Origin of the sequence: Anabaena sp. CS-542/02 (genome assembly GCF_028331085.1) — a bacterium.
GTDB classification, from domain to species: domain Bacteria; phylum Cyanobacteriota; class Cyanobacteriia; order Cyanobacteriales; family Nostocaceae; genus Anabaenopsis; species Anabaenopsis arnoldii.
Genome location: NZ_JAQMTM010000020.1, coordinates 1 through 3,970, shown reverse-complemented (window position 1 = coordinate 3,970; position 3,970 = coordinate 1). Strand labels below are relative to the sequence as shown.

Sequence of the window (3,970 nt, the reverse complement as noted above, 5' to 3'; positions counted from 1 at the left end):
CCCCATTCCCTGTTCCCTGTTCCCCATTCCCCATTCCTCATTCCCTGTTCCCTGTTCCCTGTTCCCTGTTCCCTAAGATACAATTAATTAAAATTACCATGGTTGCAAGTATAGAAAATTATAGTAATCAAGAGTTAATCGGGTTTATTTGGAGTGTTGCTGATAAGCTCCGCGGTCCTTACCGTCCCCCCCAGTACCGTCGGGTAATGTTACCTCTGGTTGTGTTGCGTCGTTTAGATTGCGTTTTAGCACCAACTAAAACCGCTGTTCTGGAAGCAAAGGTAAAATATGAGTCCATGGGGTTAAAGGGGGAAGCTTTCGACAAAGCGATCGCTAGGGTGGCAATTGGCGGCGATCGCACTCAGCCATTATATAATCTCAGTGAGTTCACCTTTGAGAAGTTATTAGGTGATCCCGATGGAATTACCAATAATTTAAGGGCTTATATCAACGGTTTTTCATCCAGAGCTAGGGATATTTTTGACAAGTTCGACTTTGAGGCAGAAATTCAAAAGCTAGATGAAAGTAATCGGCTTTATCTAATTATTAAAGAATTTTGTCAATCTAATATTAATTTATCTCCCGCCAAGCTTTCTAACTTACAAATGGGCTATTTGTTTGAAGAACTAGTGCGGAAGTTCAACGAACAAGCTAACGAAGAAGCAGGAGACCACTTTACCCCCAGGGAAGTAATTCGACTAATGGTGAATCTCGTTTTCTGTGATGAGCAGGAGATTTTTAAAGAAGGAATTTACCGCACAGTTTATGACCCCACCGCTGGAACAGGGGGGATGTTATCAGTTGCAGAGGAATACATTAAAAAACAAAATCCCGGCGCAAATTTAGAGTTATTCGGTCAAGAATATAATCCTGAATCCTACGCCATTTGCTGTTCTGACCTATTGATTAAAGATGAACCAATTAATAATCTGGTTTATGGCGACACCTTAGGGGTAAAAAACAGTAAAAGTAAAACTAACAATTTTTTACCCTGTGATGGTCATCCCCATAAACAGTTTCATTATATGTTCGCTAATCCCCCCTTTGGTGTGGAATGGAAACCAGAGGAAGATTTTATCAAAGATGAATATGAAAATTTAGGATTTAATGGGCGGTTTGGCCCTGGGTTACCCCGGATTAATGATGGTTCCCTCTTATTCCTCCAGCATATGATCTCAAAAATGCACCTACCCCCAGACCAGGGGGGTGATGGGTCTCGCATTGCGATCGTCTTTAACGGTTCGCCTTTGTTTACCGGGGATGCTGGGAGTGGTGAGAGCAATATTCGCCGCTGGATTATTGAAAATGACTGGTTAGATGCGGTCATCGCTCTCCCTGACCAGATGTTTTATAACACTGGTATTTTTACTTATATTTGGCTGGTAACGAATAAGAAAGCAGCGCACCGCAGGGGAAAGGTGCAGTTAATTGATGGTACTCGCCATTTCCAGAAGATGAAAAAAAGTCTGGGTAACAAGCGCAATGAGTTATCTGCTGACCATATTGGGGAACTGGTGCGACTGTATGGGAGTTTTGAACACAATGGAATGAGTGAGGTGGACTTAGAAGGGGAGAAACAAAACCGGGTTTGCTCCAAGATTTTTGATAATCGTGAGTTTGGATTTCTTAAAGTTACCGTAGAGCGTCCCCTACGCTTAAATTTCCAAGTCAATCAAGAGCGTTTAGCTAAATTGTGGGAGCAAAAAACGTTTCAAGATTTAGCTAAGAGTAAGAAGCGTAAAGACGGGAAGACGCAACAGTTAGAAATCGAAATGGGGGAACATCTGCAAAATCAAATTTTAGATACTTTGCAGCAATTAGATAGAAATAAACTTTACCTCTCCCGCAGTCAGTTTGAAAAAGACCTGAATCGGGTGTTAAAAAATGGGGGATTAAGTTTAAAAGCTCCTGTGAAAAAAGCAATTTTAGCAGCTTTGGGAGAAGCAGACCCAGCAGCAGAAATCTGTCGCGATGCTCAAGGGAACCCTGAACCAGATAGTAATTTGCGAGATACGGAAATTATACCTTTACCGGATGATCTGAGTTTGCCCTTACCTCTGGGATATGATAAGGATGCAAGTGTAAATGATTTGGTTAATTTAGTTAAGGTTCATTGTCTGGAGTATTTAAAAGCCGAAGTATTACCCCATGTTCCAGATGCTTGGATTGATTTTGATAAGACTAAGGTGGGGTATGAAATCCCTGTCAATCGTCATTTTTACGTATATCAGCCTCCTCGTTCTTTAGATGAGATTGAGGATGATATTAGGTCTTTAACTTCAGATATTATGGCGATGTTGGGTGAGGTGCTGTGATGGGTAAGTATCAGGGTTATCAACAGTATAAAGATTCTGGGGTTCAGTGGTTGGGGAATATTCCTCAGCATTGGGAGGTAATAAAAATCCAATATATTGCGCGTTTAAAAAGTGGTGAAAATATCACATCATCACAAATAGAAAATAAAGGTTTATATCCTGTTTTTGGAGGAAATGGATTAAGAGGTTATTTTAATTTATATACACATAGTGGTTACTATATTCTAATTGGTAGACAAGGTGCATTATGTGGAAATATTAATTATGCTAATGGCAAATTTTGGGCATCAGAACACGCTGTTGTTGTTAATCCTTTAACTAATTTTAATGTGGTTTGGTTGGGAGAACTATTAAAAACAATGGATTTGAATCAATATTCAACTTCTGCAGCACAACCTGGCTTATCTGTTGAACAAATCAGCAGATTAAAAATTCCCCTTCCCCCCCTAGAAGAACAAAAGGCGATCGCCCGTTTTCTCGACTATAAAACCAAGCAAATAGACGACCTCATCAGTAAGCAAGAAACCCTCATTACCAAACTCAACGAAAAACGCACCGCTTTAATAACCAACGCCGTCACTAAAGGACTAGATCCCACCGTCCCGATCAAAGATTCTGGGGTTCAGTGGTTGGGTAATATTCCTGAGCATTGGGAGGTTAAAAGGTTAAAGCATTTTGCTAAAATATGCAACGGTCGTGATCATAAAGATGTTTGGGATGACAACGGTAAATATCCAATTATAGGCTCAGGCGGTATTTTTGGGAGTTCAAATCAATTTCTACATAACAAACCTTCAGTATTACTAGGAAGAAAAGGAACAATTGATAAACCTCAATTTATTGATGTTCCATTTTGGACAGTAGATACTGCTTATTACACCGATATTTTTGATACAACAGATTCAAGGTTTTTCTATTATTTATGTTTAACAATAGATTTTGATTTATATAAGTATGGTTCAGCAGTTCCCAGCATGACACAAGAAAAACTAAGTCAAATTATTTTTACAAATCCCCCCCTAGAAGAACAAAAAGCGATCGCCCAATACTTAGACCAGAAAACAGCCGAAATTGAGCAACAAAAAACCAAGATACAATCAACCATAGAAATATTACAAGAATACCGCACCGCCCTAATCACCAAAGCCGTCACAGGTAAAATAGATATCCGCCAAATTCCCATCCCTTAACCACAGACAATTAAATCCAGTCCCCTCCCCTTACAAGGGGAGGGTTAGGGTGGGGTCAAACAATATTTGGTACACTAATCATCACTTGACAAACATCCTCTTAGGGAACACACCGAACAGACAATATTCACCTAGAAAATCAAGCCTATAATCAGAAAGAATTTGAACGGCGAATGTTCCATTACTTCGCCCGGTTAGATGCTAAATACTTACTCCCCATATTTCCTATAGTTATCTTCTCATACGACGAACCAAAACGCCCAGAAAAAAGCCAATATACCGTTAACTTTCCCAACAGGAAAGTACTGGAATTTAACTACTTTTCCATTCAACTAAATAACCTCAAATGGCGCAACTTTTTAAACCAACCCAACCCCGTAGCAGCTGCATTAATGACCAAAATGGACTTTCAGCCACAAGAAAGGGTGAGAGTTAAACTAGAATGCTTGAGAATGTTAGTCACAT

Annotated in this window: 2 protein-coding genes and 1 pseudogene; all 3 read left to right on the top strand. The window is 39.7% G+C overall.

Annotation, left to right across the window (positions count from 1 at the left end; genetic code table 11):
• The first annotated feature begins 98 nt into the window (after nt 1–98).
• Nucleotides 99–2,315, top strand: a complete 2,217-nt coding sequence (locus tag PN447_RS01995) for a type I restriction-modification system subunit M (protein WP_271760384.1) — start codon at nt 99–101, stop codon at nt 2,313–2,315.
• Nucleotides 2,315–3,505 (top strand): restriction endonuclease subunit S, encoded by a 1,191-nt coding sequence (locus PN447_RS01990; protein WP_271760383.1) that lies wholly within the window; start codon nt 2,315–2,317, stop codon nt 3,503–3,505. The genes PN447_RS01995 and PN447_RS01990 overlap by 1 nt, the downstream gene beginning before the upstream one ends.
• A 125-nt stretch (nt 3,506–3,630) precedes the next feature.
• A pseudogene (locus PN447_RS01985) lies at nt 3,631–3,970 on the top strand (flagellar assembly protein H); the annotation flags it as partial.